This is a genomic window from Georgenia sp. Z2081, from assembly GCF_055326445.1.
The window spans coordinates 13,598-33,924 of the sequence record NZ_JBUZNK010000002.1 but is presented as its reverse complement, the minus strand read 5'-3'; the positions used below and the strand labels follow the sequence as shown (position 1 = coordinate 33,924).

Here is a 20,327-nt window from a genome sequence, read left to right as displayed (position 1 = left end):
ACGAACCACCCGGGCGACGGGCACCGAGCGACGGGCACCGAGCGACGGGGGCCGGGCGCCGGCAGCATCACGGCACGACGCCCGGCATCGCCCGGGGCGGCGTCATGGCGACGTCCGGCCCAGCTCCCCCGCCGGGCCGGACGCCTCCCGATGTCAGGAGTAGGCGTGCTCGAGCTGCGGACCGACCTCCTCGACGTCGGCCACCCCCTCGTCGTCGACGCCGTCCGCGACGTCGCCGGCGGTGGAGCTCTCGGCATCCGTCGTCGTGTGCTCGACGACGGACCAGCTGCCCGGGCCGCCGGACGTCACCTCACCGGCGGGCGCGTCGCCGGCCGCTCCGCCGGCCTGGTCGCGCGAGCCGTTGTCGACCTTCATGTAGGTGGTCACCCCGCGGGACATCTCGAGCGCCACGGAGTCGCCGTTGATGACGAGCGAGGTGCGCTCGGCACCGTCCTTGTCCACCCACATCTCGGTGAGCAGGTGGCCGCGGACGAGGACGGGGGTGCCCTTCTTGACGGAGGCACCGATGTGCGGCGCCATTCGTCCGAAGACCTTGACGTTGAACCACTGGGTCTCGGCGTCCACCCAGGAGCCCGTGGCCTGGTCGAACTTCCGTCGCGTCGAGCCGAGCCGGAACGTCACCCAGGGCGAACCGGACTCGGTGTGGCGGAGCGTGGCGTCGGCGGCGGCGTTACCGCGGACCGTCACGTTGATCTCGTTGGACATGGCGTGCTCCTTCGCTGCCGGCGCCGTGCCGACTCACGACCACCGTGGCGCGAGGCGCCCCGGCGCCGCACCGGAGCTGGTGCGGGTTGTGGATGGACTGCCGCCGAGCGGCCCTGTGGGGACGCCGGCGTGGCTACCGGTGGGGGGACGCCGGCGTGGCTACCTGTGGGACTCCGACCAGGGCGCCGCGGGGCCGCGAGCTCGGGTCGGAGCGTCGCGTCGAACCGGGTCAGATCACGGTCGGACCAGGTCAGCCCAGGGCCGCGCGCAACGTCTCGTGGTCCTCGAGCACCTGCTCCGCGGGCTCGCGCAGGCCCGAGCGCCCGACCGCGCGCAGCCGGGACTCGAGCTCGCGGGAGTACTCGTCGGCCCGTTCCTGCGCGGCGGCCGCTCGCACGCGCGGAGCCGACACCAGCAGGTACGCGCCGACGCCTGCGAGGACGACCGCCACGACGATCCACGCGATCGTGGGCAGGTCGAGCACGAGACCGAGGACGACCACGACGACCGCGAGGGCCAGCGCGACCGCCCCACCGATCTGCAGTCCGCGTGCCCGCGGCACGTCGGTGGCCGGCAGAGGCACCTCGGCGACGGCCGTGTCGACCGAGCGGGCCAGGTCCGGCGCTCCGGTCACGGAGTCGTCGACGGCGCTCGACCATCGCCCGGGCAGCCCGCCGGTGACCTCGGCGAGCCAGTCGGCGCGCACGTCCTCGACCGCGACCGGTCGCACCGGTTCGGGCCGGGCGGCGGCACCGCCTGACCGAACGGCGGTGCGCACGGAGTCGGCAGCGGCCTCGGTGCCCACGGCTCGGGACAGGTGCGCGCCGACGGCGTCGTCCGCGGGCAGCGCGACGGACCTGTCGGCCACCTGGTCGCCGAGCTGCGCGGCGAGCCGGTCGATACCTGCGTCGAGCGTGGCCGAGGACGTCGTGGGGCGCACGAGGGCGCGGGCGAGGAACTCGCGTACGTCGGCGACCCCCTCCCCCGTCAGCGCGGACGCGGTGAGGATCTCGACCCCGCCGAGCCCGTCGTCGGCGAGGACCTGGCTCACGTCCCGCACCACGACGTCGACGTCCTGCTCGCGCAGGTTGTCGATCTGGTTGACGACGACGAGCATGTGCTCCTCGCGGCCCCGCAGGTGCGTGAGGTAGTTGTCGTGCAGCACGTGGTCGGCGTACTTCTGCGGGTCGACCACCCACACGAGGACGTCGACGAGCGGCAGCATCCGCTCCACGATCTTCTGGTTGGACTCCGAGCGGGAGTCGTGGTCGGGCAGGTCGAGGAGCACCAGGCCGTGGAGGAGCTCCTCGTCGGACGCGTCCAGCAGCGACTCACGCGTGACGCGACGCCCGGGCGCGACGAGCAGGAAGTCGAGCAGCCCGCTCGCGTCCGGCCCCCACACGCAGGCCGTGGGTTCCTCGGTGGTCGGCCGGAGCGGACCGACCTCGGCCACCTCGAGGGCGGCGATCTGGTTGAACAGGGACGACTTGCCGGAGCCGGTGCCGCCGACGAGCGCGACGACGGCGTGGTCGACACCCAGCTCGAGGCGGTCGAGCAGCTCGGCGCACCGGGCCCGGGCCGCGGCGGCGGCCTCCGGGTCGACGCGGTCCCCGGCGCGGTCGAGCGCGTCGGTCAGGCGGGCGATGCGGGCGCGGAGCCGGTCGGCGACCGGGCGGTCGGAGGCGGCGGGCATCGCGGGGCGGCCGGCGCCGCTCCCGCCGACAGGCTCGGCGGCCCGGTCGGTGGCGGTCGGTGCGGGATCGGTCACGTGAACTCCTTCAGCTCGCCCGCACGCAGGCGGACGGCGGTGCCGGGATCGACGGCGAGGTCCCTCAGCACGTCGGCGTACGGGCGGGCGACGTCGCGGACGGCACCCTGGGCGAGGTCCGCGAGCCGCTCGCGGGCGGACTGCACGAGCCGTTCGCCGTCGGCGGGGAACAACCCCCGCAGGGCAGTGGCGGGCCCGGCGAGACCGGCGGCCGCGGCCCGCACGAGGCCCGCGACGCCGTCCGCGCCCAGCGCCTCGGCAGCCACCGTCCCGGGCAGGACCGCTGCCACCTCCTCGGCGACGGCGTCCTGCCACCCCTCGACGGCACGCTCGGCGAGCGCCTCCGGTCCGCGCGAGCGGTGCACGCGCTCGCCGGCGAGGATCTCGGCGGCGCCGCCGTCCTCCCACCGCGACGTCATCGCGGCGTCCGCGACGCGCACGTGACGCAGGATCGTGTCGTGGACCGGGCCGTCCACCTGGGCACCCACGCTCACGGCGGCGCGACTACGCTCCTCGCGCGTGCGCGCGCGCCCGGCGCGCAGCCGACCCGGCCTGGCCGCGAGGCGTGCGAGAGGACCACCCGTGGAGGCCAGCGCGAGCCATCGGGTCGTGGGCGAGCCGTGTGCCAGCGCGGGGTCGGCGACGTCGGCACGCACGTCCTCCAGCGGCCCGGCGATGGCGTCGTCCACCAGCCCGGTCAGCTCCTCGGCGCGCCGGACCTGGGCGTCGGCGGCGTCGGCGATCGCCAGGAGGTCGTCGCGCAGGGCCGCCCACGTGGTGCGGGTGGTCTGGCGGCGCAACATCGACCCGGCGCGCGAGCGCGCGACCAGCGCGAGCCACTGGCGCAGCTCCGCGACCCGGGCGGCCGGGAGCGGTCCGTGGTTCGGTCCGACGTCGGGGACGACGAAGATCGGGGCGTCCGAGGCGCCCAGTGCCTGGAGGCGGCGCGTGAGGTCCTGCTCCACCTCGCGCCGCACCCGGTCCCCGGCCCGGTTGAGCACGACGGCGACGGTCACGCCGCGCGCGTGCGCGGCGGCCAGTGCCGACCACGGCAGCTCGTCGCCGTACCGCACGGGCGTGGTGACGAACACCCACAGGTCGGCGGCCTCGACGAGCCGGGCCGACAGCTGTCGGTTCCTCGCCTCGACGGAGTCCAGGTCGGGGGCGTCGAGCACGGCGACACCGCGCGGCACCTCGTCCGTCGGCACGAGGTGCGCGAGCTCGAGGAGCGGGTTGTCCTCGAGGGCGGGGGCGTCGTCGGTGTGGGCGGCGAGGATCGCCGTGCGCGTGGTCGGCCGCAGGACCCCGGCCAGCGAGATCTCCTCACCCACCAAGGAGTTGAGCAGCGTGGACTTGCCCGCGCCCGACGAGCCGCCGAGGACGACGATCGCCGGCGCGGAGTCCTCGCGCAGGCGCGGCAGGAGGCGCACCTCGAGCTCGGTGAGCACGCGCCGCCGGCGCCCCCGCGCCTCCTCGGCACCGGGGATGTCGAGCGGGAGCCGCAGCTCGCGCAGGTCGCTCAGCGTGTCGGCGATGACGGCCACCCGGGGTAGACGGTCAGGGGCGCCACCCTCCGGCGCGGACCGGCGGGCGGCGGCGTCGGCCGTCGTGGCACGTCGGTTCTCGGGGGTGGGCACATGGCTCATTGTGTCTGCCCGCGCGCGGTCGGTGCATGTCCGCCCGCCCGGCGCGTCCCCGAGCGCCGCACGCCGGGCGCGACCCGGCACGCGGGACGGATGACATCGGTCATGCCGGGTCGACGACACTTTTCACTGTCCGCCGCAGCCGGCCCGCCCCTAGCGTGATCCGCGTCCGAACGACGACGAGAGGCACCCACGTGGACGACACGCACGGCGGCACGACCGCCACGACCACCGCGCCCCAGGCGCCCGACCCCACCGACACCGTCCTCGTCGTCGACGGCCTCGTGCGGCGCTTCGGCGACCTCACCGCCGTCGACGGGGTGAGCTTCCGCATCGGCCGGGGCGAGACGTTCGGCCTGCTCGGTCCCAACGGTGCGGGCAAGACCACGACGATCTCGATGGTCGCCGGCCTCATCCCGGCGGACTCCGGGACCGTGACGATCGCCGGCGAGACGGTCGGCCCGCACGCCGTCGGCCCGAAGCGCCACATCGGCCTCGTCCCCCAGTCCCTCGCGATCTACCCCGAGCTCACCGCGCGCGAGAACCTCCAGTACTTCGGCCGGCTCCAGGGCCTGGCGGGCGCCGACCTCAAGGGCCGCGTCGAGGAGGTGCTCGACCTGGTCGGCCTCGCCGACCGCGCGAAGGACCAGACCAAGAAGTACTCCGGCGGCATGCAGCGGCGCCTCAACATCGGCATCGGCCTCCTGCACCGGCCCGAGCTGCTCATCCTCGACGAGCCGACGGTCGGCGTCGACCCGCAGTCGCGCAACTCCATCCTCGAGTCCGTCGAGCGGCTCTCGGTCGAGGGCATGGCCGTGCTCTACACGACCCACTACATGGAGGAGGCCGAGCGCCTCTGCGACCGGATCGCCATCGTCGACGCCGGGAAGATCCAGGCCGAGGGCACGCGCGACGAGCTGACCCGGCTCGTCGGCGGCGTGGACCAGATCGTGCTGACCGGCACGGGGGACACCGAGGCCGCGGCGGCCGCCCTGCGCGAGCTGGACGCCGTCGTCGACGTCGACGTCGAGCGCCGCACGCTGCGCCTGACCGTCCACGACGCGCCGACCGCCGTCGCCGACGTCGTCAACCGTGGGACCTCGACCGGGCTGAGCCTGTCCGACGTCGAGATCTCCCGGCCCGACCTGGAGTCCGTCTTCCTCCACCTCACCGGCAAGGCGCTGAGGGACTGACATGCGCACGATCTGGACCATGACGCAGTCGGACCTGCGTCAACGCATCCGTGACAAGTCCGTCATCATCTTCGCGATCGTCGTGCCGCTGGCGCTCATGGCGGTCCTCAACCTCGTCCTCGGCGGTGCCCAGGACGAGGAGCTCGACCCCCTGACGGTGGCCGCCTCGGTCCCCGAGGGGGACGACTCGGCCACCACGCTCGTCGACACGCTGAGCGGGATCGAGGGGTTCGACGTCACCGTCGAGGAGACCACCGCAGACGACGCCCGCGCCCGAGCCGAGGACGGGTCCGCGGCGCTCGCACTCATCGTCCCGGACGGGTTCGGCGACGGGCTGCGCGGCGGGGACACGGTCGACGTCAGCGTGATCGAGGGCGACGGGGCCGGGATCGAGGGCGACGTCGTCCTGTCGATCCTCCAGGGCACGCTCACCCGGATGCACGCCGCCGGGACCGCGGCCGGGGCCGGCACCTCGCTCGGGCTCGCGCCGGAGGACATCGGCGCGGTCACCGAGCAGGTCGGCCGCGGCGAGTCCGTCATCGCCCTCGCGGCCGGGGAGACCGCCGACGAGCAGCTCGACGCCTCGGGCACCCTCGTGGCCGGCCAGGCCGGGCTGTTCCTCCTGTTCACGGTCGGCTTCGGCGTGCTCGCGCTGGTCACCGAGCGGGAGCAGGGCACGCTCGCCCGGCTGCGGTCGATGCCGATGCCGACCTGGCACATCGTCGCCGCCAAGGCGCTCGCGAGCTTCCTCCTCGGCGTCGTCGCCACCTCGGTCCTGCTGATCGCCGGCAGCCTGCTCTTCGACGTCGACTTCGGCGACCCCCTCCCCGTGGCCGTCCTCATCGTCTGCGTGGCGGCCGCGGGGACCGCCGTCATGCTCGTCATCGCCCGGGTCACCCGGACGAGCGAGCAGGCCGGCATCGCCCAGTCGATCGTCGCCCTCGTGCTCGGCATGGCCGGCGGCGCATTCTTCCCGATGGCCGCGTCCGGACTCCTCGGCCAGGTCCTCGACCTCAACCCGATCGGCGCGTTCACCCGCGGCCTCGGGATCACCTCGGGCGGCGGCGGGATCGGCGACATCGCCGTGCCGGCCGCGATCATGCTCGGGTTCGCACTCGTCATGGGCGCGGTCTCCCGCCTCGTCCCGGACAGGGGGACATCGCTGTGAGAGCCATCCTGACGGTCGCCGGCACGGAGCTGCGACGCTTCCTGCGCGACCGGTCCAACATCTTCTTCGTCTTCGTCTTCCCGCTGCTGCTGGTGCTCGTGCTCGGCTCCCAGTTCGGCGGCTCCGGCTCCCAGGGCGGGGTGACGATCAGCGGTGACGGCGGCGAGCTGCAGGACGAGGTCGTCACAGTTCTGGAGGACCACGACCTCACCGTCGACACCGACGAGGCCGAGGCGGCCCGCACCGCCGTCGCCCGCGGCCGCACCGATGTCGCCCTGGTCGTCCCCGACGACGCCGAGGCGGCCTGGGCGGACGGCGAGCCCGTCACGCTCGAGGTCGTCGCGGGCTCCGCCGGCAACTCAGTCGCCGTCCAGCAGCGCGTGTCCACCGCCGTCGAGTCGCTGTCCCTGGACCGCATCCAGCTCGACGCCCTCGTCTCGGCCGGGGCCGACCCGGCCCAGGCAGACGACGAGCTCGCCGCGGCCCGCGAGGCGGGCGGGGCGCCCGAGGTCGTGGTGACGGACGTCGACGAGATCGCCCAGGAGTTCTCCGGGCTCGGCCAGTTCGACCTGGGCGGCGTCTCCCAGCTGCTGCTGTTCGTCTTCCTCATCTCGCTGGCCGCCTCCGGCACGCTCATCCAGGCCCGCCGCAACGGTGTCGTCGCACGCTCCCTGTCGGCGCCGATCCGCACGCAGCAGATGATGGGCGGGCTCACGCTGGGCCGCTGGGTGATCGCCATGTTCCAGGGCGTCTACATCATGGCGGCCACCGCGCTGCTGTTCGGCGTCGACTGGGGCAACCTCGCCCTGGCGGGTCTCGTCCTCGCCGTGTTCGCTGCGGTGGCGGCGGGGGTCGCGATGCTGCTCGGGTCCCTCCTGGACAACGAGGGGGCGGCGTCCGGGGTGGGTGTGGGACTCGGTCTCGTGCTCGCCGGCATCGGTGGGGGGATGGCCCCGCTGGAGATCTTCCCGGACACGATGCGGCAGGTCGCGCACGTGACGCCGCACGCCTGGGCGTACGACGCGTTCGCCGAGATCCAGCGGCACGACGGCTCGCTCGTCGACATCCTGCCGATGCTCGGGGTCCTCGCCGGGATGGCGCTGCTCGCGGTGCTGCTCGGCACGTGGGCCATGCGGCGCAGCCTCGCCCGCTCCCTGTGAGGCACTGTCGCGTCCGGTGACGGGTGGCGCGACTCTCCCGCGATGCGGGGTCGCCGCCGCCCGGCCGCTGGGACAATGGGACCGTGCTCGAGCAGACCTCCCCGGCCCCGATCCTCGACCTCCCGACCCCGGAGGAGTCCCGTGCCCTGCGGCTCGTGGCCCTCGACATGGACGGCACCTTCGTGCGCTCGGACAAGACCGTGTCGGACGAGGTCTGGCCCGTGCTGGACGAGCTGATCGACCGCGGCGTCGTCCTCGTCGCGGCCAGCGGCCGCCAGCGCGGCGCGATCCTCGAGACGATGGCGCCCGTCGCCGACCGGCTCACCGTCCTGTCCGAGAACGGCGCGGTGGTCTGGCACGGCGACGACGTCATGCGGGCCGAGGTCGTCGACCACTCCGTCGTCGTGGAGGTCGCGCGCGCCGTCCGGGACCTCGCCGCGCAGGGGCGCGACACCGGCCTCGTGGCCGGCGCGCCCTCCCGCGCGTACGTCGAGCGCACCGACGAGGAGTTCCTGTCCCACGTGCGGCACTTCTACCCGGCGATCGAGGTCGTCGACGACCTCACGCTCGTACCGGAGGACGTCGTCAAGCTCGCGACCTGGGACGCGGCGCCGATCGTCGAGGCCGTCGTCCCCGCGCTCGAGGGTCTCGACGTCGAGGCGGACCTCGTCCGCTCCCACGAGCACTGGGCCGACGTCATGCGTGCCGGCGCCTCGAAGGGCGCCGCGCTCACCCGGCTGCGCGAGGCGCTCGGCATCCCGCGCGAGGCGAGCGCCGCGTTCGGCGACCACCACAACGACCTGACGATGCTGCGGTCCGTGGGCCTGCCGTTCGCCGTGGCCAACGCGGAGCCCGAGGTCAAGGAGGCCGCGAGGTTCGTCGCGCTGTCGAACGACGACGACGGGGTCCTGCACGTCCTGCGTGCGCTCCTCGCCGCCTGACCCGCCTTCGTCCCTTCGCCCAGAGTGCGGTTGGGAGCCCAACCGCATTCTCGACGGACGGGATCGGCGTTCGGGCCCGGCTCGGCGGACGCTCACGCCTCGTCGAGTCCCAGAGCTGAGCCGAGCAGCCGGAGCCCGTCGGCCTCGAAGCTTTCATCCCCCACCTGATACGCCCACACCGCGGTGAGCACTGCCTGTCGGACCAGCTGCCGCTGCCACGTCCCGGGCCGGCGCGGGTCACTGCCGTACCCCTCGACGAAAGCTCGCTCAGCCCCGGGGACGTCGACGAACTCGGCGGTGCCGAGGCGGTAGAGGTCCTCCTCCGCCGGCCTGAGGTCGAACCGGCCGAGGTCGATGACGCGCACGAGAGCGTCGTCGATCAGCCAGTTCCGGGGGTGGTAGTCGCCGTGGGTGGGGACGAGGGCCGTCGGCGGGTTCGGCCACCCGGCGACGAGCCCACGCACTCGGTGCACGCTCGCGGCCGGGATCCGGTGCGGCTCGTCGAGACGGGCGAGGACCTTGGCGTTCATCCGTGACTCGTAGTCGGTCGCGGGCTCGGAGTGCTGCGAATGGAGCTCGGCGAGCAGCCGGCCGGCCTGCCGGTAGGTCGCCGGGTCCGACGCCGCCGGGTCGCCGAGCACGAGCCGACCGGGCAGGTACTCGGTGACGACGAGCCTCGCATCGACGTCGCCGTGGACGAGCCGACCCGTGTGGCCGCCGACGATCCACGGCTCGATCCATCCGTCGTGCGCGCGCAGCTCGCGGGCGATGTGCGAGTCGGTGGCGCCACCGGCCTTGACGACGAGATCCCGGCCGGCGTGACGGACGCGCAGCACGGTCGTCCCGGAGATCGCCCAGCTCATGTCCTCGTCGACGACGGCGCCCGGGATCCACTCCCGTAGCAGTTCGCGCTGGCGCGGTGCGAGTGCCGGATGATCCGCGACGAGGGTGATCGGCACGAGGCCGTCGCCCCCCGGGCCGCCGGCGATCCCGCGCCCCGGGAGGAGCCCGGCGAAGGCGATCGCCTCGTCGACGAGCTCGACCCGGTGGATGCCGTTCAGCGCGTCGAGGGCGATCCAGTCCGCGCGATCAGTCGACCCGTCCGCCTCGGGGCGCAGGCTGCCTCCGACGACCCGGGCCGAGTACACGATGCGGACCCCCTGCATCCCCCGGTCGGCCGGCGGCTCCCGGTCGGGCTGCGCGATGACGATGTTGCTCACCCCGATCAGGTCGGTGATCTCGACGTCGTACCCCGTCTCCTCCCGCACCTCGCGTACTGCGGCGTCCTCCGGGTGCTCGCCGGGGTCGATGCCCCCGCCGGGCATGGTCCACACGTCGCCGGGATGGTCGCGGATGTGCGAGAGCAGCAGACGGTCGTCCTCGACGACCACGACGTAGGAGGAGACTCGAAGATCCACGACGCGAGCCAAGCAGCCGGATCCGCGCTCGGCCAGCCAATACCGGTGCGTCCGTGGGCCCGTCGACGGGCGATCGACCCGCACGGCGCCGCGCTCGAACCTTCGCCCGTCCATCACCCGCGCGGTCGACCGCGCGTCACTTCCTCGAGCTCACGCGCCCCGGCATCACGCCCGGGGACTCGAGCTCCCCGCCTCTCGCGCCGCGCGCGCGGACGCGATGTCGTCGACGACGACCGCCACGTGACGGACGCTGGTGATGAGTGCTCCGTAGACGGGCCAGGTGCTCTCGGGCAGCTTCCGGTCCCGGGACAGCTCCCCGGCGAGCATCTCGAGCCGGTCGGCGACCGGCTCGACCTCGGCGTCCGGATCCGCGACCGCTCGGCCACAGTCCCGGACGATACCGACCCACCGCTCGCGGAAGTGGGCGTCCCACTCACCCTCCGCGTAGGTCGCGTTGTACAGGGTGCGGGCCAGGTTCCGCAGGTGGGAGACGCCCTCGTCGAGGCGCGGAAGGATGTCCTCGTACCCGAGGCCACGACCGCGGCTCGCCGGGCTGCGCCGGTCCGGGTGGTACAGGCGCAGGTTGATGCGACGGCTCTCGCGCGCGTAACCGACCGCCCCCCACGCCCGCTCCACCGACCGGCTCATCGACTCCGTGGCACCGAACCAGTCGGACGCCTTGTCGGTGTCCCACGACTCGGAGAACTCGTCGGCCATCTCGACGAGAACCTGTCCCATCTGCCGGTTGACGCTGTCGACGTGCTGGGACGCCTGCCTGTCCCGCAGCGGCGGGATGATCAGCAGGTTGACGACGAGCCCGACGCCGACGCCGACGCCCACCTCCATGATCCGGTCGAGCAGAAGCGACTCCTGGTCGTCGAAGCCGCTGCCGAGCACGAAGATGGCCGTGGTGGCGATCGCGACCCCCTCGTCCCGGATCGTCGGCGTGCGCGCGACGGCCAGCCCGACGAGGATCGCGAGGGCGAAGGTCCAGACACTCACCCCGAGGTAGCTGCCGACGAGGAAGGACAGCCCGACCCCGATCGCCGACGACAGGGTGAGCTGCACGCCGCTCGACATCGACCGGAAGACCGTGGCGTGCACGGTGAGCAGCGCCGTCCAGGGGGCGAGGAACGGCAGGGCCGACTCCAGCACCTGCACGGAGAACCACCAGGCCATGGTCGCGGCGACCACGCCCTTGGCGATCTGGGTGAGCTCCGTGAGGACGTCGGGGCGACGCAGGAGGCCGGCGAGCCGACCGCTCTCCGGGTCCGCCGACCGTGCCGCGTCGGCCGTGCGGTCGCCACCGGATCGACCACGCCGTGGGCCTGGATGCATGAGCGTTCCCTCCTCGAGGCGTCGCGGCGGCGTCCGGATCGGCACCCGCCCGACCGTGGGAGACGCCAGGCTCCCATCTTCCGACGCCGGACGCGCGGCCGGAGGTCGGCGCCGGCGCCGTCAGGGCCCACCGAGAACCCCGGGAGCCACCCCTCGGGCGCACGTAGACTTGCGCGGGCGGCGCGCCGGCGCCGTCCACGCCTCCATAGCTCAATGGATAGAGCACCGGCCTTCTAATCCGTAGGTTCCCGGTTCGAGTCCGGGTGGGGGCACCGCCTCGTGAGCACCGCTCCTCGGGGAGCGCCCCCGCGCGCCGACCGCCCGGGCGTTCTAGGCTCTAGCTGTTCCCGAAGCACGAGGAGGATGACGAGATGAGCAAGGTGTCGTTCCTGGTTGGCCTGGGTGTGGGGTTCGTGCTCGGTGCACGGGCGGGCCGCGGCCAGTACGAGAAGATGAAGCGCCAGGCCACGCAGATCTGGGAGAACCCCAAGGTCGCCGAGGTCCGCGAGCAGGCCACCGAGAAGGCCGAGGAGCTCGCCAAGCAGGCGCCGGGCGCCGCGGCGTCCGTCGCGCGGACCGCCAAGGAGAAGGTCGACGAGCGCCGCGAGCGCTCCGGGTCCGACGACGGACCGCCCGCGAGCACCGGCCCGTCGCCCGCCGCCGAGGCCGGGATCCAGGACGCGCCCGGGCGCGTCCAGACCGACTGAGCAACCCGCTCCGCAACAGCGGGGACGAACGACGCCGGGCCCTGTGCGTAGGGCCCGGCGTCGTCGTATGCGGACCGCCGTCGCGCGGGTCGCCGGCCCTCAGCGGACGATCGTGCGGACGAGGAGGTAGCCGGCCGCCTCGGAGCGTGCCGCGCCGTAGTTCGGGTCGGCCGCCATGCGTGCACCGACGTCGTCCCGGAGGACTGCCGCCAGCACGCGGCGCACCGCACGCGCGATGCGCGCGGCGCCCGGCGCACGGGTCGCGGGACGTACCGACCGTGACTGTGCGCGCACGGCGGACTGCGGGACGACCGATGGTGCTGCGGTGGTCGTGGGTACTGCGTTCATGCCTCTCCAACCCGTGACGGCGCGCGTGAGGCGCGCCGAGGTGCATGGCCGCCCCTGCGGGCAGCGGGAGATGGGCACGACCGTGCAGCACGCGTCGCCGCGCGCCGGTGGTGGTCGTCGCCTCGTTCGCGGCCGCGCGGGTGCGGCCGGTGCCGGTCAGCGGTGTCGGCTACGCGAGGCGGGTAGCCCCGTCGTGCGCCGACGCCGGACCGTTGCCTGTGGCGTGCACGTGGTCCTCCTTCGCGTCGTGCGGACGGGTGAGTCGCGACGGCGTCGGGCGGGTCGGGCCCGGCCCTCGGTCGTCTGGGTCACCACCTCACCAGGGTCGGCCCACGGTGTCAGGTCATTTATCGGGCCGGGCCGGCCTCGCATCAGGCCAGGCCGGCCTCGCGCGCGACGATCGCCGCCTGCATCCGCGAGGTGACGCCGAGCTTGGCGAGCACCCGCGAGACGTGGGTCTTCACCGTGGCCTCGGCGATGAACAGCTCGGCGGCCACGTCGGCGTTCGACAGCCCGCGGCCCAGGGCGCCGAGCACCTCACGCTCGCGCCCGGTGAGGTCGATCCCGGCGAGCGGGTCGGGGCCGCCGCCGACGGGCGTCCGGCCCCCGACGGGCGTCCGGGCGCCGGCCCCGGCGGTCCCGCCGCCTGCCCCCGCGCGGTCGCCCGCGGCGAGGTCCCGTGCGAGACCGGGCGCGGCGCCGCGCCCGCGCGGCTCGCCGGCCCGGGCAACGCCGCCGCGCTCGGCCGGACCGACGAACGCCGAGAGCACCCGGCGCGTGACCTCGGGGGCGACGACGCCGTCGCCCGCCGCCACCCGCCGCACGGCGTCGAGCAGGGCCTCGGGCTCCGCCGTCTTGAGGAGGAACCCGGCGGCGCCGGCACGCAGGGCACCGAAGACGACCTCGTCGAGGTCGAAGGTCGTCAGCACGAGCACCTGAGCGAGGTCCTCACCGACGATGGCGCGCGTCGCCTCCACGCCGTCGACGCCGGGCATGCGCACGTCCATGACGACGACGTCCGGGCGCAGGGAGCGCGCGTTGAGGATCGCGGCCCGGCCGTCGGCCGCCTCCCCGACCACCTCGACGTCCTCCGCGGCGTCGAGCAGGAGACGCAGACCGCCACGGATGGCGGCGTGGTCGTCGGCGAGCAGGACCCGGATCATGTCGTCTCCTCCGTCGGGAAGGTCGCGCGGACCTGCCACATGTCGTCGTGCGCGCCGGCGGAGAAGGTGCCGCCGCAGGCCTCGGTGCGCTCCCGCATCGTGTGGAGCCCGACCCCCGGGGACGGTACGGCCGGCGCAGCACCCGGGCCGTCCGCGTCTCCCCCACCACCCTGGCCGGCCAGGGCGGGACGGCGGAGCTCGTTGGAGACGGTCAGCGCGAGAGTGCCGTCGTCGGCCTCGAGCTCGAGGTGCCCGTCCCCGGCGCCGTGCCGGAGCGCGTTGGTGAGCGCCTCCTGGGTGACCCGGAGAGCCGCCAGGCCCACCGCCGTCGGGACGTCGAGGTGCGCGGCGCCGTCCGGTCCGACGACACCGGCGGCGACCGTGAGGTCGAGGCCCGCCGCCCGGGAGCGCTCGACCAGGGCGGGCAGCTCGGCCAGGCCCGCCGGCGCGGTCCACGCGTCGTCGTCCTGCGAGCGCAGCAGGCGCACCATCGTGCGCATCTCCTCCAGGGACGCCACCGCCTCAGACCGGACCTGGGCGAGGGCCTCGCGGTCCCGTTCCGGCTCGGGCGGGGCGGCGAGTGCCGCGCCCGAGTGGATGGCGATGGCGGACAGGTGCGAGGAGATGACGTCGTGGAGGTCGCGCGCCATGGCGGTCCGCTCCTCGCGCAGGGCCTCGGACCGCTCACGGTCGGCGGCGAGCGCGACGGCGTCGGCCCGCTCGGCCTCCAGACGGGCCTTCTCGGCGGAGACCTCCGCCAGCTCGTGTCCCCGGCGCACCTCGGTGGCCCACCAGATCGGCATGATGCCGACGGCGCCGACCTGCAGCACGGTCGCGATGAGCACGCGGGGGTCGCTCTGCCCGAGCGCGACCCCCACGCCGGCGAGCGTCGCGACCACCCCGACGCCGACGATCGCGGCGGTCCGCGTGCGCCGCGAGCCCACGAGGGCCGCGTGGTGGAGGAGCTCCCAGATGACGAGCAGCATCGCGATGCTCCCGCCGATCGCGAGGTCGACGGCGAGGAGCAGAGTCCCGACGACGAGCGCCCCGACGGCGTGGTACCCGCGCAGCGCGACCACGCCGCCACCCACGGCCAGCGTGAGGACGAACCACCACGGCGAGATCGACGCCGGATCCACCCCGTAGGCCGAGGGGATGTTCGTGATCGGGTACAGCCCGAGTGCGAGCAGCAGCAGCCCGATGCCGACGACGAAAGCCGCGGCTCGGACGTCCTTGGCATGGTCGGCTCTCACGGGACCATCCCAGCACGGGTACGGCGGTGACCAGGTCCGCCGAAGGATGTACGGCGAGGACGGTCCGTCCGGCGGACGCGCCGGCGGGGGCGCCCGCGAAGACTGGCGGCATGGACTTCCTCAGCTCCCTGTCCGACGGCGGCATGTCGTCCGCCGCACTGGCCGGCGTGCTCGCCGTGCTCGCCCTCATCGACTCCACGAGCTTCGGCACGCTGCTCATCCCGGTGTGGCTCATGCTCGCGCCGGGACGCGTGCGGCCCGACCGTGTGCTGATCTTCCTCGGCACCGTCGCCGGGTTCTACCTGGCCGTCGGCGTGGCCGTCATGCTCGGCGCCGACGCCTTCCTCTCGGCGTTCGGCGACGTGCTGTCGGGCCGCCCGGTCGCGGTCGCCATGATCGTCGTGGGCGTCGCCCTGTTCCTGCTCAGCTTCGCCCTGGACTCCCCCGCCGCCAAGCGTCGGGCCGCCGAGCAGGCCGAGCACGGCGGCGGCCGGATCGGTCGGTGGCGCGAGCGCGCGATGGGCGTGGAGAGCGTCGACGACGCCGGGACGGACGGCCCCGGGCTGCCCGGGACCGTGACACCACCGGCGCTGACCGGGACAGCCACGCGTACCCGCGGGCGCGGTTCGGTCGGCGCACTCATGGGACTCGCGCTCGCGGCCGCGGCGATCGAGGTCGCGTCGATGCTCCCCTACCTGGCCGGCATCGGACTCATCACCACCCAGGGGCCGGGCTGGCCGACGTCGGTCCTCTGGCTCGCTGCCTACTGCGTGGTGATGATCGCGCCCGCGCTCGTCCTGCTCACCGGGCGCCTCGTGGCCGCCAGGCAGCTCGACGGGCCGCTGCGCCGGCTCGACGCCTGGCTCACGCGCAACGCCGCGTCGACCACCGCCTGGGTCGTCGGCATCGTCGGGGTGATCCTCGCGCTCAACGGCTTCCAGTCGTTCCAGGGGTGAGGCGGGCGGTCCGGGCCCGAGCTGTCCGGGCCGGCGGTTCAGCCCGGGTCGCCGGGCGAGGTGCGCACGTGCGCGCGCTCGCCCTGCTTCCCGATGAGGCTGAGGTACTCCACGGGGCCGTCCTCCGTGGCGCCGAACCAGTGGGGGGTACGGGTGTCGAACTCGGCCGCCTCGCCGGGCTCGAGCACCGTGTCCTGGTCCCCCAGCACGAGCCGCAGGCGCCCGTCGAGCACGTAGACCCAGTCGAAGCCCTCGTGCGTGCGCGGCTGCGGGACCGTGCCGGGACGGGCCGCGGGCCGGACGAACTTGTAGGCCTGGATGCCGCCGGGCCGGCGCGAGAGCGGCAGGACGACGGACCCGGAGTCACCGGCGATCGGCCGCATGTTGATCCGCGGGTCACCCGTCGGTGGCGCGTCGACGAGCTCGTCGATGGTCACGCCGTGCACCCGGGCCAGCGGCAGCAGCTGCTCGAGCGTCGGGCGCCGCAGTCCCGACTCCAGTCGGGACAGGGTGCTCGACGAGATGCCGGTCCGCTCGGCGAGCTCGGCGAGGGTGACGTCCCGCCGCTGACGCAGTCGTCTCAAGCGGGGTCCGACGGCGTCGAGCGTGCGGTCCAGGTCGCGTCCCATCCCCCGATCGTGGACCCGGGTCTTGCCGTTCGGCAACTCCTCTTGCTCACTGGCATCCCCGGGGGAAGGCTCGGTCACGGACAGACCGTCGGGTACCCCGGCGCCGAACGATACGAAGGACGTCACCATGCGCACGCCTGGCCCCGCCCGCCCCACCGCCGCACCGTCGACCGACCCGGCACCCCCGTCCGCCACGGCGCCACCGGTGCCGGTCCCGGCCCCCGACTCCCCCGCACCCGAGGGCCAGCCCAGCGAGGCGGTCTGGGACGTCGTCGTGGTCGGCGGGGGCGCCGCCGGCCTGGCCGGGGCGCTGATGCTCGCCCGTTCGCGCCGCCGGGTACTCGTCCTCGACGCCGGGGACCCCCGCAACGCCCCGGCCGACGCCGTCCACGCGCTCCTCGCCCTGGACGGCACCCCGCCACTCGAGCTGCTCGCCCGCGGTCGCGCCGACGTCGAGCGCTACGGCGGCGTGGTCCGCCCCGCCAGGGTCTCCGAGGCGCGCGCCGACGGCGACCTGTTCCGGGTCACGGCCGCCGACGGCGCGGTCGTCCGCGCGCGGCGCCTGCTCCTCGCGACCGGCCTGGTCGACGAGCTCCCCGCGCTGCCCGGCCTGCGCGCGGGCTGGGGCTCCGACGTCGTGCACTGCCCGTTCTGCCACGGCTGGGAGGTCCGCGACCGGGCGATCGCCGTGCTGGGCACGACGCCGATGGCCGTCCACCAGGCGCTGATGTTCCGCCAGCTCTCCGACCGGGTCCGCCTGCTGACCTGGGACCTCGCGCTCGGGGAGGAGGACCTCGCCCGCCTGGCGGCACGCGGCGTCGAGGTCGTGCCCGGCACGCCGGTCGGCGTCGAGCGCGCCGACGGGGCGCTGAAGGGCGTGCGGATGGCCGACGGGAGCCTCGTCGAGGCCGGTGCGCTCACGGTGCAGACCCGCATGCACCCGCGTGCCGAGCCGTTCAGTCCGCTCGGGCTGGAGCTCGCGGAGAACGCCATGGGCACCGCCCTGGCGGCCGGTCCCACCGGCGCGACCTCCGTGCCGGGCGTGTGGGTGGCGGGCAACCTCGCCGACGTGTCGGCGCAGGTCGGCGCCGCCGCCGCGCAGGGGGCGCTGGCCGGGGGCCACATCAACGGCGACCTCGTGATGGCGGACGCGGACCTGGCCGTCGCCGCGGCAGCCGCCTGACCGAGACCTACGGCCGCGGGATGTTGCGCAGGTTCGACCGCGCCATCGCCACCGCCTCGCCGGCGCCCTTGGTGAAGACGATCTTGCTCATCGCGGTGGCGAAGCCGAAGACCTGCTCGCCGGTGATCTTCGGGGGCAGGGACAGGGCGTTGGGGTCGGTGACGACGTCGAGCAGGGCCGGGCCGGGGTGCCCGAGAACCTCGTCGACCGCTTCCGGCAGGTCGGCCGGGCGCTCGACCCGGACGGCGTGCCAGCCCATCGCGCGGGCGATCTCGGCGTAGTCGGTGCCCGGCACGTCGACCCCGTGGTCCGGGAGCTTGTCGACGAGCATCTCGAGCTTGACCATCCCCAGCGAGGAGTTGTTGAACAGCATGACCTTGACCGGCAGGTCGTACTGGACGGCGGTGAGCATGTCCCCCAGGAGCATCGACAGACCGCCGTCGCCGCTGAACGCGACGACCTGACGGTCCCGGTCGGTCATCTGGGCGCCGAGGGCGTGCGGGAGCGCGTTGGCCATCGATCCGTGGAGGAACGATCCGATGATGCGGCGGCGTCCGTTCGGGGTGACGTAGCGGGCCTGCCACACGTTGCCCATCCCGGTGTCGGCGGTGAACACGGCGTCGCCCGCGGCCGCGTCGTCGATGACCGACGCGACGTACTCGGGGTGGATCGGGACGAGGTCCTCGACGTCGCGCGTGTAGGCGCCGACGGTCGAGTCCATGAGCTTCTCGTGGCGGCGCAGCGTCTTCTTCAGGTACGCGCGGCTCCTCGTCGGACGCAGCCGCCCCAGGAGGGAGCGGACGAACGGGCCGACGTCGGAGTGCACGGGCAGGTCGACGCCGGTGCGCCGGCCGAGGACCTCGGCGCGCCGGTCGACCTGGATCGTGGTGGGCCCGTCGGGCAGGAACTGGTCGTAGGGGAAGTCGGTGCCGAGCAGGAGCAGCAGGTCGGCGTCGTCCATGCCCTCGGCGGCCGCCCCGTAGCCGAGGAGGCCGGTCATGCCGACGTCGAACGGGTTGTCGTGCTGGATCCACTCCTTGCCGCGCAGGGAGTGCCCCACGGGGGCGGCGAGCATGTCGGCGAGCTTGACGACGTCGTCGTGGGACCCGCGCACGCCGGCGCCGGCGAAGATCGCGACCTTCTTCGCCGCCTTGAGTGCCTCGACGACGGCGTCCACCGCCGACGGGGCGGGCTCGAGGGTGCCGCGCACGGTGGGGACGTAGGAGGGCGCGTCGGCCGTGGCGGACATGTCCGCCACGTCCCCGGGGAGGGTGACGACGGCGACGCCGGGGGCGGCGAGCGCGTGCGTGATGGCGGAGTGCACGACCCTCGGCGACTGCTCCGGCGTGCTGACGAGCTCGCTGTAGACGGAAGCCTCGGTGAAGAGCCGGTCGGGGTGCGTCTCCTGGAAGTAGGACTGGCCGATCTGGGCGCTCGGGATGTGGCTGGCGATCGCGAGGACCGGGGCGCCGGAGCGGTTGGCGTCGTACAGGCCGTTGATGAGGTGGAGGTTGCCCGGGCCGCAGGAGCCGGCGCAGACGGCGAGCTCCCCGGTGATCTGGGCGTCGGCGGCGGCCGCGAAGGCGGCGGCCTCCTCGTGGCGGACGTGGATCCAGTCGATGCCGCCGTTCGCGGACCCGCCGGTGCGGCGGACGGCGTCGACGACGGGGTTGAGGCTGTCGCCCACGATCCCGTAGATCCGGCGGACGCCCACCTCCTGGAGCTGGGCGACGATCTGTTCGGCGAGCTTCACGGCGGTGACCTCCTCGACCCGGCGGTGGTCGAGCCCACGTCGGCGGGGTCGTGCGCCCGGCGTCGGCTCCCACCAGGCTACGGCCGCGCCGCGGCGGGCGCCCGGTCGATAGCGGCGCCGAGGCCCTGGGCGCGCGGACCGGTCAGCGCCCGAGCAGACCCAGCTCCTCGAACGCGGCGACGAGGCCCTCGACCTCCGGGCCGGCTGCGGTCCGGTCGGCAGCGTCGATCACCCGAGGGTCCGCGCCCTCGATCGCGACCCCGAGGCCCGCCGCGCGCAGCATCTCGAGGTCGTTCATGCCGTCGCCGAACGCGATCGAGTCGGCCACGTCGGCGCCGAGGTGCTCCAGCGCGGCGAGCATGCCGACGGCCTTGTGCATGTCGGCGAGGTAGAGCTCGCCGGAGGAGGGGTGGAGCCCGGGCACGGAGGCCTCGAGGGAGAGCACGCCGTCGCCGGCCTCGCGGGCGAGCCGGGTGTTGGGTACCGCGGACTCGACGACCACGGCCTTGGCGAAGGGGCGGCCCCGGAGCTCGTCGGACACCGACAGGGCGGCGAGGATGTCGGACGGACCGGCGTGCGCGGTGCCGTCGTCGCTCGACTCGTGACGGGCGACCTCCGCGCGGATCGCCGCCTCGGCGCGCGGCGTCCCCAGGAGGGCGCCCGGTGTCTCGAGGACGAACACCACGTCGTGGGACTCGAGCACGTCGATGAGCCGGTCGCCGAGATCGGCCGGGAACCGGCGGTCGGCGACGACCTCGCGGCCGACCTCGACGTAGGCCCCGGCCATGGCGACGATCCCGTCGAAGCCGGCGGCGACGATGCGCTCGGGGAGCATGGCCTTGGACCGCCCGGTGCACAGGAGCACCCGGTGGCCGGCCGCGCGGGCGGCCTCGACCGCCCGCGCGTGGCCCGGCGGTACCTCGCCCTGGTGGGCATAGGTGCCGTCGACGTCGAGGAAGACGATCTTGCTGTCGGTCATG

Annotated in this window: 18 protein-coding genes and 1 tRNA gene; 8 read left to right on the top strand and 11 right to left on the bottom strand. The window is 74.4% G+C overall.

The genetic code is table 11. The features are described from left to right. Window positions 1-153: 153 nt before the first annotated feature. The 3 genes from ACZLKG_RS04555 to ACZLKG_RS04545 all read right to left on the bottom strand — a co-directional run bounded on the left by ACZLKG_RS04555 (window position 154) and on the right by ACZLKG_RS04545 (window position 4,131). Window positions 154-726 (bottom strand): single-stranded DNA-binding protein, encoded by a 573-nt coding sequence (locus ACZLKG_RS04555; RefSeq protein ID WP_425708535.1) that lies wholly within the window; start codon window positions 724-726, stop codon window positions 154-156. Window positions 727-976: 250 nt separating this feature from the next. Next, window positions 977-2,494, bottom strand: coding sequence for a GTPase (locus ACZLKG_RS04550; RefSeq protein ID WP_463648103.1), 1,518 nt, complete (start codon window positions 2,492-2,494; stop codon window positions 977-979). Continuing rightward, complete coding sequence (locus ACZLKG_RS04545; RefSeq protein WP_463648102.1) at window positions 2,491-4,131, bottom strand: GTPase domain-containing protein; 1,641 nt, start codon at window positions 4,129-4,131, stop codon at window positions 2,491-2,493. The genes ACZLKG_RS04550 and ACZLKG_RS04545 overlap by 4 nt, the downstream gene beginning before the upstream one ends. Before the next feature lie 290 nt (window positions 4,132-4,421). Between ACZLKG_RS04545 and ACZLKG_RS04540 the strand changes: the two genes are divergently transcribed. The 4 genes from ACZLKG_RS04540 to ACZLKG_RS04525 all read left to right on the top strand — a co-directional run bounded on the left by ACZLKG_RS04540 (window position 4,422) and on the right by ACZLKG_RS04525 (window position 8,599). Continuing rightward, a complete protein-coding gene (locus tag ACZLKG_RS04540) occupies window positions 4,422-5,330 on the top strand; it encodes an ABC transporter ATP-binding protein (RefSeq protein ID WP_463648212.1) in 909 nt (302 codons plus the stop codon). Window positions 5,331-5,349: 19 nt separating this feature from the next. Next, window positions 5,350-6,498, top strand: a complete 1,149-nt coding sequence (locus tag ACZLKG_RS04535) for an ABC transporter permease (RefSeq protein WP_425708540.1) — start codon at window positions 5,350-5,352, stop codon at window positions 6,496-6,498. Next, complete coding sequence (locus ACZLKG_RS04530) at window positions 6,495-7,658, top strand: ABC transporter permease (protein WP_463648101.1); 1,164 nt, start codon at window positions 6,495-6,497, stop codon at window positions 7,656-7,658. Before ACZLKG_RS04535 ends, ACZLKG_RS04530 begins: the two co-directional genes overlap by 4 nt. 83 nt (window positions 7,659-7,741) lie before the next feature. Continuing rightward, entirely contained in the window at window positions 7,742-8,599 is an 858-nt protein-coding gene (locus tag ACZLKG_RS04525) for an HAD family hydrolase (RefSeq protein ID WP_463648100.1), read from the top strand. A gap of 92 nt (window positions 8,600-8,691) precedes the next feature. Here ACZLKG_RS04525 and ACZLKG_RS04520 read toward each other — a convergent pair whose 3' ends face one another. Both ACZLKG_RS04520 and ACZLKG_RS04515 read right to left on the bottom strand, forming a co-directional pair. After that, entirely contained in the window at window positions 8,692-10,017 is a 1,326-nt protein-coding gene (locus ACZLKG_RS04520; RefSeq protein WP_463648099.1) for an NUDIX domain-containing protein, read from the bottom strand. A gap of 165 nt (window positions 10,018-10,182) precedes the next feature. Continuing rightward, window positions 10,183-11,355 (bottom strand): FUSC family protein, encoded by a 1,173-nt coding sequence (locus ACZLKG_RS04515; protein WP_463648098.1) that lies wholly within the window; start codon window positions 11,353-11,355, stop codon window positions 10,183-10,185. A gap of 199 nt (window positions 11,356-11,554) precedes the next feature. Between ACZLKG_RS04515 and ACZLKG_RS04510 the strand changes: the two genes are divergently transcribed. After that, a tRNA-Arg gene (locus tag ACZLKG_RS04510) sits at window positions 11,555-11,627 on the top strand. Between the two features lie 99 nt (window positions 11,628-11,726). Beyond that, entirely contained in the window at window positions 11,727-12,062 is a 336-nt protein-coding gene (locus ACZLKG_RS04505; protein WP_463648097.1) for a hypothetical protein, read from the top strand. 99 nt (window positions 12,063-12,161) lie between these two features. Here ACZLKG_RS04505 and ACZLKG_RS04500 read toward each other — a convergent pair whose 3' ends face one another. From ACZLKG_RS04500 to ACZLKG_RS04490, 3 genes are all read right to left on the bottom strand, one after another. Further along, window positions 12,162-12,410: a hypothetical protein gene (locus ACZLKG_RS04500; protein ID WP_463648096.1), complete on the bottom strand. Its 249-nt coding sequence runs from the start codon at window positions 12,408-12,410 to the stop codon at window positions 12,162-12,164. 371 nt (window positions 12,411-12,781) lie between these two features. After that, entirely contained in the window at window positions 12,782-13,573 is a 792-nt protein-coding gene (locus tag ACZLKG_RS04495) for a response regulator transcription factor (protein WP_463648095.1), read from the bottom strand. Further along, window positions 13,570-14,223, bottom strand: a complete 654-nt coding sequence (locus ACZLKG_RS04490) for a sensor histidine kinase (protein WP_463648211.1) — start codon at window positions 14,221-14,223, stop codon at window positions 13,570-13,572. The genes ACZLKG_RS04495 and ACZLKG_RS04490 overlap by 4 nt, the downstream gene beginning before the upstream one ends. Before the next feature lie 713 nt (window positions 14,224-14,936). Here ACZLKG_RS04490 and ACZLKG_RS04485 point away from each other — a divergent pair. Further along, window positions 14,937-15,782, top strand: a complete 846-nt coding sequence (locus ACZLKG_RS04485) for a GAP family protein (RefSeq protein WP_463648094.1) — start codon at window positions 14,937-14,939, stop codon at window positions 15,780-15,782. Between the two features lie 38 nt (window positions 15,783-15,820). On the opposite strand, the gene ACZLKG_RS04480 is transcribed toward ACZLKG_RS04485, so the two are convergent. Further along, the gene (locus ACZLKG_RS04480; protein ID WP_463648093.1) at window positions 15,821-16,411 is read right to left on the bottom strand and encodes a helix-turn-helix domain-containing protein; all 591 of its coding nucleotides are present in this window, start codon (window positions 16,409-16,411) and stop codon (window positions 15,821-15,823) included. 127 nt (window positions 16,412-16,538) lie between these two features. On the opposite strand from ACZLKG_RS04480, the gene ACZLKG_RS04475 reads away from it, so the two are divergent. Further along, window positions 16,539-17,594, top strand: coding sequence for an NAD(P)/FAD-dependent oxidoreductase (locus ACZLKG_RS04475; RefSeq protein ID WP_463648092.1), 1,056 nt, complete (start codon window positions 16,539-16,541; stop codon window positions 17,592-17,594). A 7-nt stretch (window positions 17,595-17,601) separates the two neighbouring features. Here ACZLKG_RS04475 and ACZLKG_RS04470 read toward each other — a convergent pair whose 3' ends face one another. After that, window positions 17,602-19,347 carry a pyruvate dehydrogenase gene (locus tag ACZLKG_RS04470; protein ID WP_463648091.1) on the bottom strand — a complete coding sequence of 582 codons (1,746 nt, stop codon included), beginning with the start codon at window positions 19,345-19,347 and terminating at the stop codon, window positions 17,602-17,604. Window positions 19,348-19,489: 142 nt separating this feature from the next. Continuing rightward, entirely contained in the window at window positions 19,490-20,326 is an 837-nt protein-coding gene (locus ACZLKG_RS04465; protein WP_463648090.1) for an HAD hydrolase family protein, read from the bottom strand. Between the last annotated feature and the right edge of the window lies 1 nt (window position 20,327).